Source organism: Kitasatospora sp. NPDC022856 (genome assembly GCF_055561235.1).
This window is the reverse complement of record NZ_JBVHHE010000003.1, coordinates 1-21,966: the sequence shown is the minus strand read 5'-3', so window position 1 is coordinate 21,966 and position 21,966 is coordinate 1. Positions and strand designations below refer to the sequence as shown.

The 21,966-nt window shown below is 73.1% G+C and carries 18 protein-coding genes; 9 read left to right on the top strand and 9 right to left on the bottom strand.

Annotated features, from left to right (window positions below):
* The first annotated feature begins 205 nt into the window (after positions 1–205).
* Positions 206–1,246 carry a class II fructose-bisphosphatase gene (gene glpX / locus ACZ34W_RS05040; protein WP_352289981.1) on the top strand — a complete coding sequence of 347 codons (1,041 nt, stop codon included), beginning with the start codon at positions 206–208 and terminating at the stop codon, positions 1,244–1,246.
* A 141-nt stretch (positions 1,247–1,387) separates the two neighbouring features.
* On the opposite strand, the gene ACZ34W_RS05035 is transcribed toward glpX, so the two are convergent.
* Both ACZ34W_RS05035 and ACZ34W_RS05030 read right to left on the bottom strand, forming a co-directional pair.
* On the bottom strand, positions 1,388–1,780 hold the full coding sequence (locus ACZ34W_RS05035; protein ID WP_329489415.1) for a WhiB family transcriptional regulator: 393 nt from the start codon (positions 1,778–1,780) through the stop codon (positions 1,388–1,390).
* A gap of 284 nt (positions 1,781–2,064) precedes the next feature.
* A complete protein-coding gene (locus ACZ34W_RS05030) occupies positions 2,065–2,802 on the bottom strand; it encodes a DUF1707 SHOCT-like domain-containing protein (RefSeq protein WP_465601916.1) in 738 nt (245 codons plus the stop codon).
* A 156-nt stretch (positions 2,803–2,958) separates the two neighbouring features.
* On the opposite strand from ACZ34W_RS05030, the gene ACZ34W_RS05025 reads away from it, so the two are divergent.
* The gene (locus ACZ34W_RS05025; RefSeq protein WP_465601914.1) at positions 2,959–4,626 is read left to right on the top strand and encodes a fumarate hydratase; all 1,668 of its coding nucleotides are present in this window, start codon (positions 2,959–2,961) and stop codon (positions 4,624–4,626) included.
* A 115-nt stretch (positions 4,627–4,741) separates the two neighbouring features.
* Here ACZ34W_RS05025 and ACZ34W_RS05020 read toward each other — a convergent pair whose 3' ends face one another.
* Positions 4,742–5,500 (bottom strand): GntR family transcriptional regulator, encoded by a 759-nt coding sequence (locus ACZ34W_RS05020; protein WP_329489412.1) that lies wholly within the window; start codon positions 5,498–5,500, stop codon positions 4,742–4,744.
* 204 nt (positions 5,501–5,704) lie between these two features.
* On the opposite strand from ACZ34W_RS05020, the gene ACZ34W_RS05015 reads away from it, so the two are divergent.
* Complete coding sequence (locus ACZ34W_RS05015) at positions 5,705–6,022, top strand: hypothetical protein (protein ID WP_329489411.1); 318 nt, start codon at positions 5,705–5,707, stop codon at positions 6,020–6,022.
* A 130-nt stretch (positions 6,023–6,152) separates the two neighbouring features.
* Here ACZ34W_RS05015 and ACZ34W_RS05010 read toward each other — a convergent pair whose 3' ends face one another.
* On the bottom strand, positions 6,153–6,404 hold the full coding sequence (locus ACZ34W_RS05010; RefSeq protein ID WP_396488593.1) for a hypothetical protein: 252 nt from the start codon (positions 6,402–6,404) through the stop codon (positions 6,153–6,155).
* A gap of 215 nt (positions 6,405–6,619) precedes the next feature.
* Between ACZ34W_RS05010 and ACZ34W_RS05005 the strand changes: the two genes are divergently transcribed.
* The 3 genes from ACZ34W_RS05005 to ACZ34W_RS04995 all read left to right on the top strand — a co-directional run bounded on the left by ACZ34W_RS05005 (position 6,620) and on the right by ACZ34W_RS04995 (position 12,871).
* Positions 6,620–9,598: an AfsR/SARP family transcriptional regulator gene (locus tag ACZ34W_RS05005; RefSeq protein WP_465601911.1), complete on the top strand. Its 2,979-nt coding sequence runs from the start codon at positions 6,620–6,622 to the stop codon at positions 9,596–9,598.
* 578 nt (positions 9,599–10,176) lie between these two features.
* Positions 10,177–10,944: a class I SAM-dependent methyltransferase gene (locus ACZ34W_RS05000; RefSeq protein ID WP_465601909.1), complete on the top strand. Its 768-nt coding sequence runs from the start codon at positions 10,177–10,179 to the stop codon at positions 10,942–10,944.
* A 79-nt stretch (positions 10,945–11,023) separates the two neighbouring features.
* Positions 11,024–12,871 (top strand): SpoIIE family protein phosphatase, encoded by a 1,848-nt coding sequence (locus ACZ34W_RS04995; RefSeq protein WP_465601907.1) that lies wholly within the window; start codon positions 11,024–11,026, stop codon positions 12,869–12,871.
* A gap of 63 nt (positions 12,872–12,934) precedes the next feature.
* Here the strand turns inward: ACZ34W_RS04995 and ACZ34W_RS04990 are convergent, their stop codons facing one another.
* Positions 12,935–15,166 carry an MMPL family transporter gene (locus ACZ34W_RS04990; protein ID WP_329489406.1) on the bottom strand — a complete coding sequence of 744 codons (2,232 nt, stop codon included), beginning with the start codon at positions 15,164–15,166 and terminating at the stop codon, positions 12,935–12,937.
* A gap of 155 nt (positions 15,167–15,321) precedes the next feature.
* Between ACZ34W_RS04990 and ACZ34W_RS04985 the strand changes: the two genes are divergently transcribed.
* Complete coding sequence (locus ACZ34W_RS04985) at positions 15,322–15,948, top strand: TetR/AcrR family transcriptional regulator (RefSeq protein ID WP_329489405.1); 627 nt, start codon at positions 15,322–15,324, stop codon at positions 15,946–15,948.
* A gap of 81 nt (positions 15,949–16,029) precedes the next feature.
* Here ACZ34W_RS04985 and ACZ34W_RS04980 read toward each other — a convergent pair whose 3' ends face one another.
* Complete coding sequence (locus ACZ34W_RS04980; protein WP_329489404.1) at positions 16,030–16,980, bottom strand: LysR substrate-binding domain-containing protein; 951 nt, start codon at positions 16,978–16,980, stop codon at positions 16,030–16,032.
* 188 nt (positions 16,981–17,168) lie between these two features.
* Here ACZ34W_RS04980 and ACZ34W_RS04975 point away from each other — a divergent pair, with 188 nt between their 5' ends.
* Positions 17,169–17,720 carry a peroxiredoxin gene (locus ACZ34W_RS04975; protein WP_329489403.1) on the top strand — a complete coding sequence of 184 codons (552 nt, stop codon included), beginning with the start codon at positions 17,169–17,171 and terminating at the stop codon, positions 17,718–17,720.
* A gap of 5 nt (positions 17,721–17,725) precedes the next feature.
* Positions 17,726–18,268, top strand: a complete 543-nt coding sequence (locus ACZ34W_RS04970; RefSeq protein WP_465601903.1) for an alkyl hydroperoxide reductase — start codon at positions 17,726–17,728, stop codon at positions 18,266–18,268.
* 84 nt (positions 18,269–18,352) lie between these two features.
* Here the strand turns inward: ACZ34W_RS04970 and ACZ34W_RS04965 are convergent, their stop codons facing one another.
* The 3 genes from ACZ34W_RS04965 to ACZ34W_RS04955 form a co-directional block, all read right to left on the bottom strand.
* On the bottom strand, positions 18,353–19,834 hold the full coding sequence (locus ACZ34W_RS04965; RefSeq protein ID WP_465601901.1) for an AI-2E family transporter: 1,482 nt from the start codon (positions 19,832–19,834) through the stop codon (positions 18,353–18,355).
* Positions 19,835–20,360: 526 nt separating this feature from the next.
* A complete protein-coding gene (locus tag ACZ34W_RS04960; RefSeq protein WP_465601899.1) occupies positions 20,361–21,101 on the bottom strand; it encodes an aggregation-promoting factor C-terminal-like domain-containing protein in 741 nt (246 codons plus the stop codon).
* 448 nt (positions 21,102–21,549) lie between these two features.
* The coding region (locus ACZ34W_RS04955) for a PhoH family protein (RefSeq protein WP_465601897.1) at positions 21,550–21,966 on the bottom strand (417 nt) is incomplete at its 5' end.

Below are 21,966 nucleotides of genomic sequence, written 5' to 3'. Positions count from 1 at the left end.
GACTCATCCCTTACGGGACACCGGCACCCGGGGGTGCCCACGTACGGGTGATCCGGGACGAACGGGCCGATTCCGACCGGGGGTGGCGACCCGCGCCACAGACAGTCATCTCTTGGGCAGATACGATCGCAGGACCCTCACCACGGCGTTCGACCTGGCAGTAGTCGGGCGCTTACTGGCCGTCGCGTACAGAGAGGTAACGACGATGACCACGCAGTACCCGCACAATCTCCCCAGCGCCCTTGAGGTCGCTCCCGAGGCTCCGGACCGGAACCTCGCGCTCGAGCTCGTCCGGGTCACCGAGGCGGCCGCGATGGCCGCCGGCCGCTGGGTCGGCCGTGGCGACAAGAACGGCGCCGACGGCGCCGCCGTCAAGGCCATGCGCACCCTCGTCTCCACCGTCTCCATGAACGGTGTCGTCGTCATCGGCGAGGGCGAGAAGGACGAAGCACCGATGCTCTACAACGGCGAGCGGGTCGGCGACGGCACCGGCGCCGAGTGCGACGTCGCGGTGGACCCGGTCGACGGGACCACCCTGACCGCCAAGGGCATGAACAACGCCGTGGCCGTGCTGGCCGTGGCCGACCGCGGCACCATGTTCGACCCGAGCGCCGTGTTCTACATGGACAAGCTCGTGGCCGGCCCGGAGGCCGCCGAGTTCGTCGACATCACCGCGCCGGCGGCCGTCAACATCCGCCGGGTCGCCAAGGCCAAGGGCAGCGCCGTCGAGGACGTCACCGTGGTCATCCTCGACCGGCCGCGCCACGAGGGCCTGGTCCAGGAGATCCGCGAGGCGGGTGCCCGGATCAAGTTCATCTCCGACGGCGACGTGGCCGGCGCCATCATGGCGGCCCGCGAGGGCACCGGCGTCGACCTCCTGATGGGCATCGGCGGCACCCCCGAGGGCATCATCGCGGCGTGCGCGATGAAGTGCATGGGCGGCGTCATCCAGGGCCGGCTCTGGCCCAAGGACGAGGCCGAGCGCCAGAAGGCCCTCGACGCGGGCCACGACCTGGACCGGGTGCTCACCACCGACGACCTGGTCAGCGGCGAGAACGTGTTCTTCGTCGCCACCGGCATCACCGACGGCGAGCTGCTGCGCGGCGTGCACTACCGCCAGGAGACCGCCACCACCAGCTCGCTGGTGATGCGCTCCAAGAGCGGCACGATCCGGGAGATCCACTCGACCCACAAGCTGTCCAAGCTGCGGGCGTACAGCGCGATCGACTTCGACCGCGCCAACTGAACCGGCTCCCGGCCGCGTTCCAATGCCCCGCGGCTTCGGCGAAATCCCCCTTCGCCGAAGCCGCGGGGCGTTCGCGTACCGCGGGGCGTTCGCGTACCGCGCCGGGCGCCTCGCGTACCGCCCGTCGCCCGGTCAGCCCGGTCAGCCCGCGATGCGGCTGCGGGCGGCCGGGATCCGGGCGGCCTCGTGCAGGTCGGTCTCCCGGCGCCGCCGGCGGGCCAGCACCACCCGGCGCTCGGCGGCCGTCAGCCCGCCCCACACCCCGTACGGCTCCGGCTGCGCCAGCGCGTGCTCGCGGCACTCCAGCAGCACCGGGCAGCGCGCGCAGACCTGCTTCGCCCGCTCCTCGCGCGAGAGCCGGGCCGCCGTCGGCTCCTTGGAAGGAGCGAAGAACAGGCCCACCTCGTCCCGCCGGCAGGCCGCGCCGGTGTGCCAGGGATTGTCGTCGCCCTGCGACTGGGCAACCGGCGGGCGCTCCAGCACCCGGGCGGCGGCGACGGGCGAAGTGGTGCGGGACTCGATCGGATGCAGCACGGCCGTACTCCTGACGAGGCTCTCGGACACGGGGAAGCTCGCTCCCCTGTCCGGCTGCGAGCCCCCGCTCTTCACCCCCCGAGCCGGCCTCAGGCCGCCTCCGGTGCGCAGCCGTACAAGAAGCGATGTGCGAGAGGAACTACCCTGCCGCACCGCGATTCATGCACACTGCACGCAATCGACTACAGCCTGCACTCGCCGCAACACCGAGTGCCCGGGCGGGAGTTGTTCCCGCCCGGGCACTCGGTCCGGCCCTGCGCAGGTCAGCGGCCCGCAGCGGGCCCCTAGTCGGTGCCGAGCTGCTTGCGCACCCACTCCTTGAGCTTCTTGCCCTTGCGCGGCTTCGCCTCGCAACCCCCGAACACCGCGGCGCCCTTGACCCGGACGACCGGCGCGTACGGGTCGGCCGCGGTCTGCTCCTTGACGTCGAAGCCACCGAAGATGCCGACCCCGCTGCCGTGCAGGCTGACGTTCTCCGGCACCTTGATCTCGACGCCGCCGAAGATGGCGATCACCTCGATCTCCACCTCGGGCGACTCGAAGACGGCATCCGTCAGGTCGATCTCGACCCCGCCGAACGCCGCGACCGCCCGCAGGTGCGAGCCGACCCGCCAGCGGCCCCGGCGGGAGGCCCCGCCGAAGATCGCCACCATGGTCGGCGCCTCGTGCCGCGCCGGCAGCCGCACCGGGCCGGACGGCCGGGCCTCCGGCACGCCCAGCGGGGCCTTCTCGAAGGAGATCGACCGGTGCGCGGGGAGGTCCCGGGTGAGCGGCACGAGGTCGCCCAGCGTCTTGGCCCCGTAGGCGGCCTCGATCCGCTCGGCGTGCTCGTCCACGTTCAGGCGGCCCTCGGCATAGGCGTCGCGCAACAGCTCCGCGACCCGCTCGCGGTCGGCGTCCGAGGCCCGCATCTCGGCCTCGGCGACCGGGGTCCGGTCGACCCGGGCGGGCGGCTCGCCCCCCGGCTTGGTGATGGCTACGGGCGACTGCCCCTGGTCGTCCTGCGACGGCGAGTTGTCCACGGCCCAAGCCTAGTCAACCGGGCAAGTCCCGTACGCGTGTACGAGTGACCCCGGTCACGCAGGCCGACCTGTCCGCGTGCGACGTTCCGGCGGGTCCTACCCTTGAGGGTGCTTCGCCGACGCAGCCGCATCACTGGAACACTAAGGACCGCCCCCATGGCTCCCACGCCGGATTTCGAGTACAGCGACCTGCTCCCCCTGGGCGCTGACCCGACCCCGTACCGCAAGCTGACCTCCGAGGGTGTCTCCACCTTCGAGGCCGGCGGTCGCACCTTCCTCCAGGTCGAGCCCGAGGCCCTGCGGCTGCTCACCGCCGAGGCGATGCACGACATCTCGCACTACCTGCGCCCCGCCCACCTCGCCCAGCTGCGGCGCATCCTGGACGACCCGGAGTCCAGCCCGAACGACCGCTTCGTCGCGCTGGACCTGCTGAAGAACGTCAACATCTCGGCCGGCGGCATCCTGCCGATGTGCCAGGACACCGGTACCGCGATCGTCATGGGCAAGCGCGGCCAGTCCGTGCTGACCCGGGGCGGCGACGAGAGCGCGATCGCGCACGGCGTCTACGACGCGTACACCAAGCTCAACCTGCGGTACTCGCAGATGGCCCCCGTGACCATGTGGGACGAGAAGAACACCGGCAACAACCTGCCGGCCCAGATCGAGCTGTACGCGACCGACGGCGACGCCTACAAGTTCCTGTTCATGGCCAAGGGCGGCGGCTCGGCCAACAAGTCGTACCTGTACCAGGAGACCAAGGCGATCCTGAACGAGGCCAGCATGCTCTCGTTCCTGGAGCAGAAGATCCGCTCGCTCGGCACCGCCGCCTGCCCGCCGTACCACCTGGCCATCGTGATCGGCGGCACCAGCGCGGAGTTCGCGCTGAAGACCGCCAAGTACGCCTCCGCGCACTACCTGGACAACCTGCCGACCGAGGGCAACGCCCGTACCGGGCACGGGTTCCGGGACCTGGACCTGGAGGCCAAGGTCACCGAGCTCACCCAGCGGATCGGCATCGGCGCGCAGTTCGGCGGCAAGTACTTCTGCCACGACGTGCGCGTCGTCCGGCTGCCGCGGCACGGGGCCTCGCTGCCGGTCGCGATGGCCGTCTCCTGCTCGGCCGACCGCCAGGCACTGGGCAAGATCACCGCCGAGGGCGTCTTCCTGGAGCAGCTGGAGACCGACCCGGCGAAGTACCTGCCGGACACCACCGACGAGCACCTCGACGACGACGTGGTGCGCATCGACCTCGACCAGCCGATGGCCGCGATCCGGAGCGAGCTGTCCAAGTACCCGGTCAAGACCCGGCTCTCGCTCACCGGCACGCTCGTGGTCGCGCGCGACATCGCGCACGCCAAGATCAAGGAGCGGCTGGACGCCGGCGAGGGCATGCCCAAGTACCTCCAGGACCACCCGGTCTACTACGCCGGCCCGGCCAAGACCCCCGAGGGCTTCGCCTCCGGCTCCTTCGGCCCCACCACGGCCGGCCGGATGGACTCCTACGTCGACCAGTTCCAGGCGGCCGGCGGCTCGATGGTGATGCTCGCCAAGGGCAACCGCAGCAAGCAGGTCACCGACGCCTGCGCCGCGCACGGCGGCTTCTACCTCGGCTCCATCGGCGGCCCGGCGGCCCGGCTGGCCCAGGACTGCATCAAGAAGGTCGAGGTGCTGGAGTACGCGGAGCTGGGCATGGAGGCCGTCTGGCGCATCGAGGTCGTGGACTTCCCGGCCTTCATCGTGGTGGACGACAAGGGCAACGACTTCTTCCGCGAGACCACCGAGGGCCCGCTGATCACCAGCCTGCGGGTGCGCTCCAAGGAGTAGCGGCCGGGCGCTCCGCCGCCCGCCCCGACCGCCCCCGCCCCGACCGCCCCGGCCGCGAACTCCGCGACCGGGGCGGGCGCGCGCGGGGCGCTCACGCGGTCAGGCACGCGGGCGCTCAGGCGTCGAAGTCGTACTCCAGCACGTAGGACGCCGCGTCGAGCGTCATCTCGTTGAGTTCGACGACCTGGCCCTCGTCGGCGAAGGCGGTGCGGCATATCAGGATGACCGGCGTGCCCGCCGACAGCTCCAGCCGGACGCCCTCCTCCGCGCTGGGCATCCGCGACCGGACCTCCTCGCGGAAGTGCACCGGTTTGGCGCCGATCTCGGCCAGCCGCGCGTAGGTACCGCCCGGCCCGGTGTCCTCCCGGGTGATCGCCGTCCCGGCGACCAGCTCCGCCGGCAGGTAGGACGTGGAGAGCAGCACCGGCTTGCCGTCCAGCACGAACCGTCTGTGCCGCACGCACATCGGCGCCCCCGGATCGACCCCGAGCACCCGCGCCACGTGCTCCGGCGCGCCCTGCTCGGTGACCGACACCTGGTCCACCACCAGCGTCCGGTTGTCGATGTCCGCCGACCATATGGACCGTCCCGACCCCCACTGCCCCTGCGCGAGCCGCTGGATGCCGCGCCGCCGCAGCGGCCGGAAGTCCCGGACGAAGACCCCGGCGCCCTTGCGCGCCTCGGCGATGCCCTCGCTCTGCAGGACGCCGAGCGCCTGGCGGGCCGTCATCCGGGCCACGCCGTAGGTCTCCATGAGGTCGTTCTCGCCGGGCAGCCGGTCGCCGGCGCGGTACTCCCCGGTGTCGATGGCCGCCTTGAGCGCGTCGGCGATCCGCTGGTACTTGGGCCGTTTCCCGCCGCTGCTGCCGACCATCGCCTGCTCCCTCGTCCTCGCGGAAATCGTAGGCCCACCGCCGGCCGCCGGTACGTCGGTATGACCGGTCGGGCCCGTTGACATCTCTAGAGATATTAGCTTCTCTAGAGATGCTGGGTAGTCGCCGAGCAGAACACAGGCACCGACAGCGACCAGGACCGGCGCATCCACCGCCGCGTCCGCACCAGAGCAAGGAGCACTGCGGTGAGCACCCGTAAGCGCAACGCCGCGGCCTACCGACCGCGTGTGGGTGAACTCGTCCTCGACACCAGGACCGGACGCACCGGCATCTACATGGACACCCTCGGCGGAGAGCACTACCTGCGGCCCCCGGGCGGCGGCCGCGAGTGGACCGCCCCACCCGACCGCGTCGGCCCGGCACCCGACCCGTCCCCCGACGACCCCGGCCCGGCCCCCGGGCCGCCCCGCCCCCGGACCGCGCCGGAGAGCCGGGCCCGGCTGAGCGCCCGGCTCGCCGCCCGAAACCAGGACTCGCGCCTCAACGAGAGCCGGGTCGCCTGACGGGCCCGGCCGCCGGAGCCGGCTACGGAGCCGGCGGTGGCCCCGGCGGGAGGGGACGCGGCGCCGGGCAGAACGACGAGCGCCCCGCGCCCCACCGAGCGCGGGGTACGGGGCACCGGCTTCCGAACGACTACGGACGGCTGGCGATGACGCCCTGGGGCTCGTACGGCCCGTCCTTCTCGGTCTTCGGCGCGGCCGGCTCGACGATCCGGTCGGCCTCGCCCCCGAAGAGGTCGTCCTCCAGGTCCGCCTTCCGGTCGGCGGTCGGCTCGGTGTACTCGGCCTGGTCCGGGGACGCGGCCACCGCGCCCTCGACGGCCGCGCCCGCCTCCGCAGCGGCCTCCGTGGTCGACGCGGGGGTGTCGCGCTGGTCGTTGGCCATGGGCGGCCGCCTTTCGGTCATCAAATGTCTTCCGCCCCACCGGTTTGGTGCGGGCACGCCGTCAGTATCGTAGGGCTGATTAAATGTCCGATAAACATCGTGCGGCTTGCCGGTTCGTCCGGCAGAGTCGGCCCTCCGCCTAAGCTGAAGCCATCACACGGCGGACCGCCGAGCGCCCTTCACGGAATCGACAGCACAGGCCATCGGGGGATTTCATGGAGTTTCGGGAGACGCCGCCCGCGTCGGCGCTGCGCTTCCAGGTACTCGGTCCCGTACAGGCCTGGCTCGACGGCGCCCCGGTGTCCCTCGGCTCACCGCAGCAACAGGCCGTCCTCACCGCGCTGCTTCTGCACGGCGGCCGTCCCGTCACCACCCAGGATCTCGTCGACGGGCTGTGGGGAGATCGGCCCCCGACACAGGCCATTGCCGCATTGCGGACATATATCTCGCGCCTTCGCGCCGTCATCGAGCCGAAGCGCGAAATTCGCCGCCCCGCCGAACTGCTCGTATCGGTCAGTGACGGGTACGCACTGCGTATTCCGCCCGAGGCCCTGGACGTCACGGTCTTCGAGAGCCGGGCGTCCGAGGCCACTGCGGCCCGGGTGGCCGGGGACCTGCACGAGGCGCACCGCCTCCTGGTGGGCGCGCTCGGCCTCTGGACCGGCCGGGCGCTGACCGGCGTTCCCGGCCCGTACGCGGAGTCCCAGCGGCTGCGCCTGGCCGAACGGCACGTCACCGTCTCCGAGGAACGGTGTGCGGTGGCCCTCGACATCGGCCTGCACGCCGACATGGTCGGCGAGTTGAGCTCCCTGACCGCCGAACACCCGCTCCGGGAGCGGCTGCGCGAGCTGCTGATGCTCGCGCTCTACCGGTGCGGCCGCCAGGCGGAGGCGCTCGGGGTCTACACGGACACCCGGAAGCTGCTGATCGACGAGCTCGGCGTCGAACCCGGCGCCGGGCTCTCCACCATGCACTCCCGCATCCTGGCCGCCGACCCGGCCCTGACCCTCCCCGCCGTCGCCCCGATCGGCGCCGCCGCCCGGGAGGACGCGCCGCTCCCGGTGACCCCGCCGGCCCAGCTGCCCGCCGACGTCTCGGACTTCAGCGGACGCACCGAGCTGGTCGCCGACCTCTCCGCCGTCCTGATGAACGCCACCGGCCAGGCCGTGGTCGTCACCTCGCTGGCCGGCATCGGCGGCGTCGGGAAGACCACCCTCGCCGTCCACGTGGCGCACCGGGTGCGCGCCGAGTTCCCGGACGGACAGCTGTACGTCGACCTCCGGGGCGCGGGCGCCTCGCCCGCCGACCCGGCCGTGGTGCTCGGTGACTTCCTGCACGCGCTCGGCGTCACCGAGACCCCCGACTCGCTCGACCAGCGCGCGGCGCTCTACCGCTCGCTGCTCGCCAGCCGGCGGATGCTGATCCTGCTGGACAACGCGCAGGACGCCCAGCAGATCCAGCCGCTCATCCCCGGGGTGTCCGGCTGCTCGGTGCTGGCCACCAGCAGGTCCCGGCTCGCCGGAATCCCCGGCGCCCACCTGGTCGACGTCGAGGAACTGACGCCCGAGGAGGCGCTCACGCTCTTCTCGGCCATCGTCGGCGAGCAGCGCGTGACGGCCGAGCCCGAGGCCTCCATGGCCGTGGTCACCGCCTGCGGCTTCCTGCCCCTCGCCGTCCGGATCGCCGCCGCCCGGCTGGCCAGCCGGCCGCGCTGGAGCGTCTCCGACCTCGCCCGGCGGTTAGCCGATCAACGGCGCAGGCTGGACGAGCTCCAGCTCGGCAACCTGGCGGTGGAGACCACCATCGGACTGGGTTACGCGCAGCTCTCCGCCCCCGAGGCGCGGGCCTTTCGACTGCTCTCCCTGATCGACTCCCCGGACCTCCCGCTGTCGTCCGTGACCGCCCTGCTGGGCGTCGACGAGCACACCGCCGAGGACCTCGCCGAGGCGCTCGTCGAGGCGAACATGCTGGAGTGCTTCGCTCCGGGCCGCTACCGGTACCACGACCTCCTGCGGCTCTACGCGCAGCGCAAGAACGAGCGGATCGGCGACGTCGAGGAGCAGCACGCCGCGGTGCGGCGGCTGCTCGACCTGATGCTGCCGACCGTCCGCAACGCCGCCCAGGCGATCGAGCCGGACGACCAGCTACCGGAGCCGCTCAACGGTCTGAACTCCCCCGGTCTCAGCCTGTCGGACGGCGAATCGGCCCAGGCGTGGCTGCGCAGCGAGATCGCGGTGCTGCTCAGCCTGGTCGAGGCCGCCGTGAGCGGGCCCGGCGAATTGCTGCGACCCGCCGTCGACCTGCTGATCGTCCTGGACAGCCTGGTGGAGGACCCGACCCACGGTCCACGGGTCCGGCGGATGCTGGAGGTCGCCGACCACAACGCCGAGTCGTACCAGGACTCCGCCGTGCTGGCCCGGGTGCACTTCGCCCGCGGCACCCTGCAGTCGGTCACCAACGACTTCCAGAGCGCCGAGCGTTCGCTGCTGAAGAGCCTGAGCCTCCAGGACAGCGACGACCTGACCATCCTGCGGTCGATGGCCACCAACACCCTGGGCATCATCCTCAGCGTCGCCGACCGCTCCGCCGAGGCGCTGCCCTTCTTCGAGCAGTCCCTCGCCATCAGCCGGGTGGTGGGCGCCCCCATCGGCGAGGCCCGGCTGCTGGGCAACATCGCCCGGGCGCAGCTCGACGTCGGGGACGCGCGGTCCGCCGTCCGCTCCGCCACCGACGCGGTGGCCAGCGCCCGGGCCTCGAAGAACGGCCCCTGCCTGGCCGACACGCTGTACCAGCTGGGCGTCGTGCTCTCCTCCGGCGGCGCGCCCGGCACCGCCGTCGCCCACCTCCATGAAGCCCACCGGCTCTACCGCTCCCAGCAGAACCGCCTCCGCGAGGGCTACACGCTGGCCCGTCTCGGGGTGAGCCTGCTCGCCGCCGGGCAGCACGCGGACGCGGCCGAGGCGGCCGAGGAGTCGCTGGCGATCGGGCAGGAGATGGACTCCGCCTACTGCCAGGGCCTCGCCAACGCCGCGCTCGGCGAGGCGCTGCTCGGCCTGGCCCAGCCGGCCCGCGGGCTGGCCTGTCTGCGCGAGGCGCACGCGATCTTCACGCGGCTCGGTGTGCCCGAGGCCTCCCCCGTGGCGGACCTCATCTCCCAGCAGCACACCGAGCCCCTCTCTCCCCCCGCGCCGTAGGCCCCGCACACCCCCGTGCTTCCCCCGTGGGGGCCGACCCCCGTGCGTTCGGTGCTCCCGCAGCCCCCCGGCTGCGGGAGCACCCTCAACGCTTCCCCGGCGCTGGACTCCACTGTGCACCGGGCCGATTGACGTTCGATAAACGTCGCCTTGCCGGCCCCGGACGCGGACGGATCCGCAGGTCGGGAGCGTGCTCCGACGGGCCCCGCGGCGTGCGGCGGCCGACCGCACCACCCCGGCCCGCACCCCCCGTGCTTCCGCAAGCCGGGCCACAGCACCCCAACCGTCACGAGTTGGCCGGAAAGGGACCCCACGGCGCAGTGATCACGCATATTCTCAGATGCCAGTACAGACATGACGGCACCCGTCCGGCGGATCGTCCGGAAACGGCAGCGCGACGGCGCTCCCGCGGTGCAGAGTGTCCCTGTGCAAAGTGTCAGCGTGCAGTCAGTGTGACGCGGGGAGCGTGACGTACCGCCACCGGCAGCGGGCCGGCGGGGCAACGCGGGCGCCGGCAGGACGGCGGGCCGGCCTCGTCCGGCCGACCGGAGGCCCGGGTGGAAAGGTGCCTCTCAATCGTGACGACCGGACAGATATCCGACCCGTCCCCCCTCGACGAGGACGCGGACGGCGACGACGGCCCCGACGTCCTGCGCCGCCGTGCCGAGCGGGCCCTGCAGGCCGTCGCCTTCGACACCATCGGCGCCGGCTACGGAGAGGCCTTCCCCGCCAAGCGCGGCCAGCTCGCCTGCGGCCGCCGGCTGCTGGCCCGGCTCGAACCGGGCGCCGCCGTGCTGGACATCGGCTGCGGCACCGGCGACCCGACCGTCCGGCAGCTGACCGCCGCCGGGATGCGCGTCACCGGTATAGACCTTTCGGACGTCATGCTCACCCTGGCCCGCGCGGCGGCGCCGAACGGGCCGTTCGCCCCCGCCTTCCACCGCATCGACATGTACGACCTGGCCACCCGGCGCGCCGACCGGGCCTGGAACCTCCCGGCCCTGGGCCCGCGGGGCCGCGGCACCTTCGACGCCGTCACCGCCTTCTTCTCCCTCATCCTCCTCCCCCAGGAGGAGATCCCCACCGTGCTGACCCGGCTGCGCGCGCTCCTGCGGCCCGGCGGTCTGCTGGCGCTCGGTATGGTCGAGGCGGACCTGGATCACGTTCCACTGCCGTTCCTCGGACGGGAGCTGCGGATCAGCGGGTATCTGCGGGAGGATCTGGAACGGGTCCTGGTGGAGTCCGGGTTCGCGGTCGAGGAGCAGTCGGGGCATCCGTACGCGCCGGCCAGCACCTCGCTGCCGCCGGAGGAGCAGCTGTTCCTCTGCTGCCGACGCGTCGGCTGACCGTTCGCCACACCGCCCCACCGACCGACCGCCGGACCAGCAGAGCCACCACTCCCCATCAATCCCAGGACAGGCAGCCGTGCGCGACCAGCTCAAACCCGAGGCCGGACAGCCGCCTGCCCTCCCGGGCCCGCGCCGCACGCCACCGGCCCCGGAGGGGAACGGGCCGAGCGCCACCGGACAGGTCGCCGAGCGGCTCGCCTACCTGGACTCCGCGACCCGGCGGATCAACAGCGCCCTGGACCTGGCCGCGACGCTGCGCAACATCTGCCGCGTCCTCGTACCGACCCTCGCCGACGCCGCCGTCGTGCACCTGCGCGACCCGCTGCCCAACGTCGAGCGCGAACCCGGCTTCCCCGACGACCTGCGGATCCACCACAGCCTCGGCACCCGGCTCGGCCGCCGCGGCCGGCCGACCACCGGCTCCGACCACCGCGGCTCCCGCTACGGCACCCGGTACGGCTCGCGCTCGACCGCCGACACCGGGCCCGCCACCCCGGTCACCCGGGGCGGTGCGCTCGCGCACACCCTGCTGAGCCGCCGCCCCGCCGAGGCCGCCGTCCTCGGGGCGGCCGGCTCCCCGGCCGCCGGCCCCGACCGGACCACCGAGCTGCTGCGCGAGCTGTACGGCCCGCGCGGGCTGGCCCGGCTCGGCCCGGGCTCCTCGGTGCTCGCCCTGCCGCTGCGCGGGCGCAAGGCCGTCCTCGGCCTGCTGGTGCTGATCCGCCGGCCGCCCGAGAAGACCGGCCGCCCCAGTTTCGACGCCACCGACACCGCCACCGCCGCCCACCTCGCCACCCAGGCCGGGCTCGCCGTGGACACCGCCCTGCGGTACGCCCGCGAGTGGGAGATAGCCAACGAGCTCCAGCGCAGCATGCTGCCGCTGCGCCTGCCCCAGCCGCACGGCGTCCGGCTCGCCCAGCGCTACCTGCCCGGCGAGCGCGGCGCGCAGGTCGGCGGGGACTGGTACGACGCCGTCCCGCTGCCCGGGAACCGGGTGGCGCTGATCGTCGGCGACGTGATGGGCCACTCGCTGACCTCGGCCGCCATCATGGGCCAGCTCCGCACGAGCGCCCAGACCCTGGCCGCGCTCGACCTGCCCCCGCACGAGGTGCTCTACCACCTGGACGAACAGGCCCAGCGGCTCGGCCGCGAACAGCACCTGGCCACCTGCGTGTACGCGGTCTACGACCCGATCGCCAACCGCGTGGTGCTCGCCAACGCGGGGCACGTCCCGCCGGTGCTCGTCGGGCCGGACGGCACGGCCGAGCTGCTGGAGCTGGACTCGGGCGCGCCGATCGGCGTCGGCGGGGTCGACTTCAACTCCGTCGAGCTGCCCGCCCCGCCCGGCTCCTCCCTGCTGCTCTTCACCGACGGCCTGGTGGAGACCCGCACCCGCCCGCTCAGCGACGGGCTGGAGCTGCTCCGGGCCCGGCTGGCCGCCACCCAGCGGCACACTCCCGAGCAGCTCTGCCAGGAGGCGCTGCGGATCCTGCCGCCGGGCGACCGCGGTGACGACATCGCGCTGCTGGCCGCCTGCTTCGACGGCATCCCGGCCGGGGACGTCGCGCACTGGTACCTCCAGCCGCGCAACGAGACGCCCGGCCGGGCCCGCCGGCTGGCCGCCCACACACTGCGCCGCTGGGGGCTCGAAGAGCTCAGCGAGGCAACCGAGTTGATGGTCAGCGAGCTGGTCACCAACGCCGTCCAGCACGCCACCCGCCCGGTCACCCTGAGCCTGGTCCGCACCTCCCGGCTGCGCTGCGAGGTCGGCGACGACAGCCCGCTGCTGCCCCGCCCGCGGCGCACCGGACCGGAGGACGAACGCGGGCGCGGGCTGCAGATAGTGGCCAGGTGCGCCGAGCGCTGGGGCGCCACCCGCCTGGGCACCGGCAAGGTCGTCTGGTTCGAACAGCGGCTGCCGTAGGCCCGCCGGGTACGCCGGAGGGCGCCCGGCCGTCGTGGCCGGACGCCCTCCGGGACGGGCCCGTCAGACCCGCTGCGGCTCCTTCGCCGCGCCGCTCTCCTCGGCGCCCCCGGCCCCGGTCGTGCCCTCGGGCGCGGCCCGCTCCGACTCCAGCCGGGCCATCAGCTGCTCGCCCTCCATGTCCACCCGCGGCACCACCCTCTCCAGGCTCTTCGGGAACCACCAGGCCGCCCTGCCGAACAGCGTCATCGCGGCCGGCACCAGGGCCATCCGCACCACGAAGGCGTCCACCAGCACGCCCACCGCCAGCGCGAAGCCGATCGGCTGGACGATCGGGTCGTGGCCGAAGACGAAGCTGCCGAAGACCGCGACCATGATCAGGGCGGCCGCCGTGACCACCCGCGCGCCGTTCTTCACCCCGGCGACCACGGCCTCCCGGGGCGCCATGCCGTGCACGTGGTGCTCCTTCATCCCGGAGACCAGGAACAGCTCGTAGTCCATCGCCAGCCCGAACAGCACCGCGATCAGCAGAATCGGCACGAAGCTCACCACCGGGCCCACCTTCGGCACGTCGATCAGCCCGTCCAGCCAGCCCCACTGGTAGACGGCGACCACCGCGCCGAGCGAGGCCGAGATGCTGAGCAGGAAGCCGGCCACCGCCTTCAGCGGCACCAGGACCGAACGGAAGGCCAGTGCCAGCAGCACCAGCGCGATGCCGCCGATCACCGCCACGAAGGGCGGCAGGGCGTCGCCGAGCTTGGCGGAGACGTCGATGTTGGCGGCCGTGGTGCCGGTGACGTCGATCCGCGCGCCGGTCGAGGCCCGCAGGTCGTCGCGCTGGTCGCGGATCTCCCCGACCAGCTTCCTGGTGTCGGCGTGGTCCGGGCCGGTGGTCGGGATGACGGTGAGCAGGGCCGTGCCGCTCGGCCCGTCGACGGTCGGGGGCAGCAGCGTCCGCACCCCCTCCAGGGTGCCCAGCTTCGCGGCCACGCCCTGGACGGCCTGCTCCGGCCGCGCCGCGCTCCCGGCGTCGACGACGACCACCAGCGGCGCGTTGAACCCGGGGCCGAAGCTCTCGCCGATCCGGTCGTACGCGGTACGGGCGTCGGTGCCGGCGGCCTGTGAGCCGCCGCCGGGCAGGCCGAGGCTGAGGCTCGCGGCCGGCACCGCGAGGACGCCCAGCGCGGCCAGCCCGGTGAACAGCACGACCAGCGGGCGGCGCACCACGAAGGTCGCCCAGCGCTCGCCCAGGGTCGTCCGGCCGGGGGCCTTCAGCGCCCGCCGCCAGACCGGCAGCCGGTCGATGGCCCGGCCGGCGAAACCGAGCAGCGCGGGCAGCAGGGTGATCGCGACGAGCACCGCCACCACCACGGCGCCGGAGGCGGACAGACCCATCACGGTCAGGAACGGCACCCCGGCGACGGCGAGCCCGGCGAGCGCGACCACCACGGTCAGACCCGCGAAGACCACCGCGCTGCCGGCCGTGGCGTTGGCGCGGGCCGCCGCCTCCTCCGGCTCCAGGCCCTCGGCGAGGTGCCGGCGGTGCCGGGAGAGGATGAACAGGGCGTAGTCGATGCCGACCGCGAGGCCGACCATCAGGGCCAGCACCGGCGCGGTGGTGATGATCTCGAACGAGCCGGAGAGGGCCAGCAGCGCGGCCATCGCCACCCCGACCCCGAGCAGGGCGGTCAGCAGCGGCAGCCCGGCGGCGACCAGCGAGCCCAGGGTGATCACCAGGACCACGCCGGCCACCATCAGGCCGACGGCCTCGCCGCCGTCGACCTGCGCCATCCGGTTGTAGGCGTCGCCGCCGAAGGCAACGGTCAGCCCGGCGTCGCCGGCCGGGCCGGCGGCCGCCCGGACCGCGTCGCGCTGCTGGTCGGTGACGTCCGCGAGCGGGCGGTCGAAGGAGACCAGGGCCAGCGCGACCCTGCCGTCCGGGGAGAGCGCGCCGGTGGCGTAGGGGTCGGGCACCGCCGCGACCCCGGGGACGGCGGCGATCCGGCCGACCGCCGCGCTGACGGCCCCGGCCGCCTCGGCGGTGGTGATGCCGCCGGACGCCGGGGCGCCGAAGACCACCTGGGCCGCGCCGTGGCCCTGCTCCGGGAAGGTGCCCTTGATGCGGTCCAGGGTGCTCTGCGCCTCGGTGCCGGGCACCTTGAACTCGTCGCTGGTCTTGCCGGCGAAGGCCCCGGCGGCCCCGCCGACCGCGATCAGCACGGCGAGCCAGACGGCGAGCACGGCGCGCCTGCGACGGAAGCAGTAGCGGCCCAGGCGGTACAGGTACGTGGCCATGAGTGAACCCTCGATCACGTCGGTCGGCGAGCGGGTGCCCGAACAGGTCGGACTCCACCGTACGACCAACTTTGTCACCTGACAAAGTTGGTCGACATAATCGTCCGACAGGTTCACTCGACCGAGTTATTTGACCGTGGCGCTACCCTGGCCCAATGGCACATGTCCCCGCCTCCGAAAGGCGCCCGCAACTGGTCCGGGCCGCCATCGACCTGATGACCCGCGAGGGCGTCGCCGCCGGCAGTACCCGGGCGATCGCGGCCGAGCTGGGGGTGGCACAGGCGACGGTGCACTACACCTTCGGCACCAAGAAGGACCTCTACCGCGCCGTGGTCGAACAGCTGACGGCCGAGTTCGTGGGCCAGGTGCGCGACGCCGCCCCGGGCGACGGCCCCTTCGGCGAGCAGATCCGCGCCATGGTGCACGCGCTCTGGGCGGGTGCCACCGGCGAGGAGGGGCGCTGCGTCCTGCTGGACGAGTTCGCGGCGCTGGCGCTGCGCGACCCCGACCTCCAGGAGATCATGCGCGGGCTGCAGCACGAGATCGAGGACACCGCCTCGCAGATGCTCGACGCCCTCGCGGCCGCCCACGGCCTGGAGCTGCCCCTGCCCGCGCGCGACATCGCCACGCACTTCCTGACCGGCTTCGACGGGCTGACCGACCGCTACCTGGTGCTGCGCAGCACCGGCGAGCAGCCGGACGCCGAGGCGCTGCGGGCGCTGGACCTGCTGGTCGCCACCACGGTCGGGCTCTGCCTGGGCTCGGCGGCCCGGACCGGCTGACGCGGGGCGGGTGCGGGGCGTTGTGCGGGGCGGGCGCCGCCCGGGGCCGGACCGGCAGCCCGGCCCGGCGCCCCGGCCCGACTACTCGACGATCCGGACCGGCAGCTCCGCCAGCACCTCGCGCAGCGAGGCCGCGAACCGGTCGTACTCCGCGCTGCGGGCCGAGCCCGGCCGGGTGGCGAGCCCGATCCGGCGCCCGGGCGCCGGGGCGGCGAAGCGGACGGCGGCCAGCCGGTCGGTCCGGCCCGCCTCGACGTCCAGCGCAGTGGTGGGCAGCAGAGTGACACCGAGGCCGCCGGCCACCAGCTGGACCAGGGTGGAGAGCCCGGCCGCCCGGGTGGTGGAGCCGCCGGGGTCGGCGCCGACCTCGCGGCAGATGTCGAGGGCCTGGTCACGCAGGCAGTGGCCCTCCTCCAGCAGCAGCACCTCCAGGTCGAGCAGCACGTCGCGCGGGACGTCGATCCGCCCGGCGAGCGGATGCCCGGGCGGGGTGACCAGCACGAAGTCCTCGTCGAACAGCGGGATGTCCCGGGTGGGCGAGGCCCCGCCGGCCGGGAGCGCGAGCAGCAGCACGTCCAGCCGGCCGGCGGCCAGCCCCTCCAGCAGCGAGGGCGTGCGCTCCTCGTGGACGTGCAGCTCCAGCTCCGGATAGCGGTCGCGGACCAGCCGCAGCACGGTGGGCAGCAGGTAGGGGGCGACGGTCGGGATGACGCCGAGGTGCAGCGGACCGGTGAACGGTCGGCGGGCGGCCTCCACCTCCTCGGTCAGGGCCTGCAAGGAGGCGAGCACCCGGCGCGAGTGTTCGAGCACGCGCTCCCCCAGGGGAGTGACGATCACTTTGCGTGTCGTACGCTCGACCAGCTGCGCGCCCAGCGACTCCTCCAGCGCCGCGACCGCTCCCGACAGGGCGGGCTGACTGGTCCCGGTGGCGGCCGCCGCGTCGCGGAAGTGCCGGTGCTCGGCCACCGCCACGAAGGCCTTGAGCTGGGCGACGGTGGGCGCGCGGGGGCCGCGGGGTGTGGCGCTCCCCACAGCGGCCTCGGGTTTGCGCGTGGTGCCCCTGCGGGGCCTGGGGCGGGAGGGGGGCGTGGGGTTATTGATAACTCTCTCCGATCAGACACATCGAGTGTAGCTATTTCCCTGATCAGTCCACGATGTGGAATCGTGGAAGCCGTTCCGCAATCCGGACAAACCCCCTCATCACTTCAGGAGAAGCGAACGTGCTCACGATCGGTGACAAGTTCCCCGAGTTCGAACTCAACGCCTGCGTCGACCTGGACGCCGCGAACGCCTTCGCCGAGATCAACCACAAGTCCTACGAGGGCAAGTGGAAGATCGTTTTCTTCTGGCCGATGGACTTCACGTTCGTCTGCCCGACCGAGATCGCCGCGTTCGGCAAGCTGAACGAGGAGTTCGCGGACCGCGACGCCCAGATCCTCGGCGTCTCCGGCGACTCCGAGTTCGTGCACCACGCCTGGCGCAAGGACCACAAGGACCTGCGCGACCTGCCCTTCCCGATGCTGGCCGACGTCAAGCACGAGCTGATGCGCGCCTGTGGCGTCGAGGGCGCTGACGGCACCGCCCAGCGCGCGGTCTTCATCGTCGACCCGAACAACGAGATCCAGTTCGTCATGGTGACCGCCGGCTCCGTCGGCCGTAACCCCAAGGAGGTCCTGCGGGTGCTGGACGCCCTGCAGACCGACGAGCTGTGCCCGTGCAACTGGACCAAGGGCGAGGACACCCTCGACGCCCAGGCCCTGCTGGCGGGCTGACCGACATGGCTCTCGACGACCTGAAGTCCGCCCTCCCGGACTACGCCAAGGACCTCAAGCTCAACCTGAGCGCGGTCATCGGCAACTCCGACCTCCCCGCCCAGCAGCTCTGGGGCACCGTGCTCTCCTGCGCGATGGCCACCCGCAGCCCCGCCGTGCTGCGTGCGCTGGAGCCCGAGGCCAAGGCCAACCTCTCCCCGGAGGCGTACAACGCCGCCAAGGGCGCGGCCGCGATCATGGGGATGAACAACGTCTACTACCGGACCATGCACCTGCTCTCCGACAAGGAGTACAGCGGCATGCGGGCCGGCCTGCGGATGAACATCATCGGCACTCCGGGCGTCGAGAAGATCGACTTCGAGCTCTGGTGCTTCGCGGTCTCGGCCATCAACGGCTGCGGCCAGTGCCTCGACTCCCACGAGGGCGTGCTGAGCAAGGCCGGTGTCGCGCGCGAGGTCATCCAGGCCTCCGTGAAGATCGCCGCCGTGCTGCAGGCCGTGGCCGGCGTCCTCGACTCCGAGGCCGCCCTGGCCGGCGTCGACGCCTGATCCCACGCCACACCGCGAGGGCCCGCCGGACTTCCGTCCGGCGGGCCCTCTCGCGCGTCCGGGTAGGCCGGGGCCCGGCCGGACCTACTCGGCGCTCACCGGCGCACCCGTCCCACCGGGCGCCGCGGCGCCCGCGGCAGCCGCGGACGTGGCGGCCGCCGTCCGGGCGACGGCCGCCTCACGGGCGGCCTCCATCGCGGTGAAGACGGCCTGCCCGGCCTCGTTGCGGCGGCGCAGGTGGGCGACCACCGTGTTGGTGACCGCGATCAGCGGCACCGCGACGATGGCGCCGCCGATGCCGCCGATGATCGAGCCGGCGGCCACCCCGAGCACCACGCCCAGCGGATGCACCCGGACGGCCCGGCCGAGGATCAGCGGCTGCAGCACGTGCCCCTCGATCTGCTGGACGGCGATCAGCACCACCAGCACCATCAGCGCGGTGAACGGACCCTCGGTGACCAGCGCGATCAGCACCGCGACGGTGCCGGTGACGAGCGCCCCGACCAGCGGGACGAAGGCCCCCAGGAAGATGATCACCGCCAGCGGCAGCGCCATCGGCACCCCGAGCATCTGGATGCCGACGCCGATGCAGACCGCGTCGATGAAGGCCACGCAGACCGTCCCGCGCACGTACGCGGTGAGCGTGGCCCAGGCCTTCGGACCGGCCCCGGCCATCGCGTAGCGGGAGTGCCGGGGCAGGCCGCGCAGCACCCAGTTCCAGATCCGCTCGCCGTCGTAGAGGAAGAAGAAGGTGGTGAAGAAGGCGAGCAGGACGGCGGTCAGCACCTCGACGGCGATCTGCGCACCGGTGAGGCCGACCGAGGTGAGCTGCTCGGTGTTGGTGCTGATCGCCTTGGTGATCTGGTTCGCGAAGTCGGTGATCTGCTGCTGGGTCAGGTGCAGCGGCCCGGTGATCAGCCAGTCCCGGAGGGTGGCCACACCGTCCTGGACCTTGGTGGTCACGGTCGACAGGTTGGTGGTCACCTGCCAGACCACGAACCAGCCGACCAGGCCGATCCCGGCCAGACCGCTCATGAACACCCCGCCGGCCGCCAGCGACCGCGGTACGCCGTGCCGGCGCAGCCAGGAGACGGTGGGCTCCAGCAGCGCGGAGATCAGCAGCGAGGCCAGCACCGCGAAGGCCACCAGCCGCAGCATGTCGACGACCATGAAGACGACGTAGAGCGCGGCGCCGAGCAGCAGCAGCCGCCAGGTCGACTCGGCCGCCACCCGCAGGCCCCAGGGCACCGCCTCGGCCGGGGTGGCGGGCCGGCCGGGGTGGAGTTCGCGCCCGAAGGCGCCGTGGGTGGGCGCCGGCGCGGCCGGGGCCTGGCCCCGGCCCGCCTCGGCGTGCTCCCCGCGCGGCGCCGGCAGCGGGGCCGGTGCCGCGGCCACGGCGGCGGGCGCCGGGGCCGGCACCTGCTCCGGTACCGGCAGCGGGTCCGGGGGTTCGTGGTACTCGGCCGCGATCGCGGCCCGCCGGCGCCGCTCGATCACGGCGGCCGCGCTCGCCACCACGGCCATGCCCTTGGCCACGGCCTTGAAGGCCTTCCCGCCCCGCGCCATCCTCGCTACCACCGCTCCCCCGTTGGGCCGCCGTGCCGGCGGTACGCCGTGGGTCGCGCCACGGCCGTCAGGGATGAAACTACCCGCCCGGCCCGGCACGAGTCCGCCGGGCGGGGCGGTTGACCGGTCGGCCGGCGGAGACCGACGGGCGCCGGGCGACCGCGCGGCCGCCCGCGGGCCGGTCGGGCGGCCGGTCCGTATCCGGACAAACCGGTGGTGACCGGGTGGTTTCAGGCACCGGGCAACGGGGAGGACTCCGAACGAGTACAGGAGCCATCTGTCGGCGGACCGGCCGGTGCGGGGAGCAACCAGGACCCCTCCCCGCGCCCCGCGTCCGCACCCGGGCCCGCACCGCCCGCGAGCGCACTGGTCAGCGCGGCCCGGGCGGCGCGGCCCGTCCAGCGCGGCAGCCCCGCCCGGCGCACGGCCATGGCGGCGGGGCGGCCCACCACACACCTCGGCCCCCGACCGCAGGAGAGCGGTCGGGGGCCGAGGTGGTACGGCGTGCTGCGGGTACCGGTGGTTCCTAGTACCAGTGGTGCGACTGCCAGAAGGACCAGGCGCCACAGGGGCTGCCGTAGCGGCTGTTCATGTAGCTGAGGCCCCACTTGATCTGGGTGGCCGGGTTGGTGCGCCAGTCGGCACCGGCCGAGGCCATCTTGGTGCCGGGCAGCGCCTGGACCAGGCCGTACGCACCGGAGCTCTTGTTGGTCGCGGTGTAGTCCCAGCCGCTCTCGCGCTTCACGATCTGGCTGAAGCACTGGAACTGAGCGTCGCTGCCGACGATCTGCTGGGCGATCTCCTGGACCGAACCGGGGCTGACCGAAACCGGGGGGGCCGACGTGTCGGTGGCTGCCATCGCCGAGCGCGCCTTGGAGCGGTTGGCGGCGGCCTCGTCGGCCTTCCGCTTCTCCTCGGCCGCCTTGGCGGCCTTCTCCGCGTCGGCCTTGGCCTGCGCGTCGGCCTTGGCCTGCGCGTCGGCTGCGGCCTGCTGGCGCGCTGCCTCCTCGGCGGCCTTCTGCTCCGCGGCGGCCTTCGCGGCCGCATCGGCGGCGGCCTGCTGGGCGGAGGCCTGCGTGCCGATGTTGTCACTGATGGTCTGCGCCTGGGCGCCAGAGGGGACTTCGGCAAGCAGGGTCGCGCCGGCGACATCGACCGTCTGCGTCGTCTTGCCCTCGCTGCCCGAGGCCATACCCACGACGGCACCGACTGCGGTGACGGCGGTGGCGGAGGCCACAGCGACTCCCCGGACCGAGATCCGAGTCACATGGTTTCCTTCCAGCATCGCCCACGCGTGACCGTACGGGCGCAAGATGCCCCTTTGCGCTGCCCTCCGTACGGTGCTGGTCACGGGAGGTACTGACCCGGCGTCCGGAAGCGGTGGGCGACCGGGCGTTGCGATCGGGCGGCGTACGGCTCATCGGTGTTCAATTGTGCGTCCACCTACCGGAGTTGGCGGACCGTCCGGACCGGGCCCACGGTCTCCCGGGGGCCCTGTCATGCCGTACGCGGGGCCTGACAGAACCCTCACCATGCCGCACTGGGCACTGTCGACGCAATTCCCTGTTGCGTGGCGCATCTCACATTCACCGCACTGGAGTTCTCCGGACAGAAAGCACTCGATGTGATGAAAGGGACGGGGCCCGCTCCCGTCAGGAGCGGGCCCCACGCCCAGAGTTGACCGTATTGTCCGACTATGCCCTAGTGCGGGCGAATCACGGGTTGATGTCCTCCAGCATCTCCGTGACCAGCGCCGCGATCGGGGAGCGCTCGGAGCGGGTGAGGGTGACGTGGGCGAACAGCGGATGGCCCTTCAGCTTCTCGACCACCGCGACGACGCCGTCGTAGCGGCCGACCCGCAGGTTGTCGCGCTGGGCCACGTCGTGGGTCAGCACCACCCGGGAGCCCTGGCCGATCCGGGAGAGCACCGTCAGCAGGACGTTGCGCTCCAGCGACTGCGCCTCGTCCACGATCACGAAGGCGTCGTGGAGCGAACGCCCCCGGATGTGGGTCAGCGGCAGGACCTCCAGCATGCCCCGGGAGATCACCTCCTCGATGACGTCCGGGGTGGTCACGGCCGAGAGGGTGTCGAAGACCGCCTGCGCCCAGGGGCTCATCTTCTCCGTCTCGGA

Bases quoted from the DNA above. Each gene is read 5' to 3' on its own strand.
- glpX (WP_352289981.1), top strand. From the start codon at position 206: ATGACCACGCAGTACCCGCACAATCTCCCCAGCGCCCTTGAGGTCGCT.
- ACZ34W_RS05025 (WP_465601914.1), top strand. From the start codon at position 2,959: ATGGCTCCCACGCCGGATTTCGAGTACAGCGACCTGCTCCCCCTGGGC.
- ACZ34W_RS04970 (WP_465601903.1), top strand. From the start codon at position 17,726: ATGGCTCTCGACGACCTGAAGTCCGCCCTCCCGGACTACGCCAAGGAC.
- ACZ34W_RS04985 (WP_329489405.1), top strand. From the start codon at position 15,322: ATGGCACATGTCCCCGCCTCCGAAAGGCGCCCGCAACTGGTCCGGGCC.
- ACZ34W_RS05020 (WP_329489412.1), bottom strand. From the start codon at position 5,500: ATGGTCGGCAGCAGCGGCGGGAAACGGCCCAAGTACCAGCGGATCGCC.
- ACZ34W_RS04990 (WP_329489406.1), bottom strand. From the start codon at position 15,166: ATGGCCACGTACCTGTACCGCCTGGGCCGCTACTGCTTCCGTCGCAGG.
- ACZ34W_RS04965 (WP_465601901.1), bottom strand. From the start codon at position 19,834: ATGGCGCGGGGCGGGAAGGCCTTCAAGGCCGTGGCCAAGGGCATGGCC.
- ACZ34W_RS05010 (WP_396488593.1), bottom strand. From the start codon at position 6,404: ATGGCCAACGACCAGCGCGACACCCCCGCGTCGACCACGGAGGCCGCT.
- ACZ34W_RS05005 (WP_465601911.1), top strand. From the start codon at position 6,620: ATGGAGTTTCGGGAGACGCCGCCCGCGTCGGCGCTGCGCTTCCAGGTA.